This is a genomic window from Variovorax glucosi, assembly GCF_051216695.1.
Taxonomy (GTDB): Bacteria; Pseudomonadota; Gammaproteobacteria; order Burkholderiales; family Burkholderiaceae_C; genus Variovorax.
The window spans coordinates 1-1,233 of the sequence record NZ_JBPJZE010000203.1 but is presented as its reverse complement, the minus strand read 5'-3'; the positions used below and the strand labels follow the sequence as shown (position 1 = coordinate 1,233).

The 1,233-nt window shown below is 69.5% G+C and carries 2 protein-coding genes; both read left to right on the top strand.

Annotated features, from left to right (window positions below; genetic code table 11):
- Positions 1 to 63: 63 nt before the first annotated feature.
- The gene (locus ACSFA3_RS24285; protein ID WP_435470573.1) at positions 64 to 624 is read left to right on the top strand and encodes a cysteine hydrolase family protein; all 561 of its coding nucleotides are present in this window, start codon (positions 64 to 66) and stop codon (positions 622 to 624) included.
- A 5-nt stretch (positions 625 to 629) separates the two neighbouring features.
- On the top strand, positions 630 to 1,233 hold a 604-nt coding region (locus ACSFA3_RS24280; protein WP_435507940.1), incomplete at its 3' end, for a DJ-1/PfpI family protein.

The following is a 1,233-nucleotide window of genomic DNA, read 5'->3' as shown; positions in this document are numbered from 1 at the left end:
ACCGTGGGCTCGCAAGGCAGAAGAATAGGCGGCATCATCCACTTTGCCTCTGCGAGCCCCGCCATGAAAACCTGTCTGATTGTGATCGACGCCCAGGAATCATTCCGCCAGCGTGCGTACTGGTCCGAAAGCCAGGCCACGCCCTACTTCGCCGCGCAGAACGCGCTGATCGAAGGCTGCGCCGCCGCCGGCGTGCCGATCGTGCGGGTCTTTCACACCGACGAGCCGTCCGACGCGAGCAACCCGTTTGCGGTCGAATCCGGCCACGTGCGCCCCATCGGCGGGCTGGCCTCCTTCGACGCCGCGGCCACCTTCACCAAGCACCGCCACAGCGCGCTGGTCAACAGCGGGCTGGACATCTGGCTCACGCAGAACGGCATCGGCCGGCTGATCGTGAGCGGCATCCGCACCGAACAGTGCTGCGAAACCACCACCCGCCACGCCTCGGACCTGGGCTGGGAGGTCGACTACGTGACCGACGCCACGCTCACCTTCGACATGGTGCAGCCCGACGGCCAGCCGCTTTCGGCCGCCGACATCAAGGCCCGCACCGCCACCGTGCTGCAGGGCCGCTTCGCCACCGTCTGCACCGTGGCGCAGGCGCTCGAACGGGCCGTGGCGTGAGCGGCATGAGCTTGCGCGTGCTCATCCTCGCCTTCGACGGCGTCGAAGCGCTGGACTTCGCCGGCCCCTTCGAGGTGTTCACCACCGCGAGCCGGGTCAGCCAGCGCATGCAGCCGGGCACGGCGGCGCCATTCGATGTCGCATCGGTCGCTCATGCGGAGCGCGGCCAGCCCGTGCAGGCGCGCGCCGGCCTGCAACTGCTGGCCAATCACACGTTGGCCGACAGCCCGAAGGCCGATGTGCTGATCGTTCCCGGCGGCGTGGTCGGCGCGCCGATGGCCAGCCCCGACACGCTGCGCTGGATCGCCCGCAGCGCCGCAAGCGCGCAGGTCGTCGCCTCAGTCTGCACCGGCGCCTTCCTGCTGGCCGAAAGCGGCGTGATCACGAACGACACCGTCACCACCCACTGGGAAGACATCGCCGACCTGCGCGAGCGCTTTCCCTCGCTCGACGTGCGCGACGGCGTGCGCTGGGTCGACAACGGCCGCATCGTCAGCTCCGCGGGCATCAGCGCCGGCATGGACATGAGCCTGCATCTCGTCGAGCGGCTGGCCGGACGCGAACTGGCCGAGCGCACCGCGCGCCAGATGGACTACGCATGGACCCGCA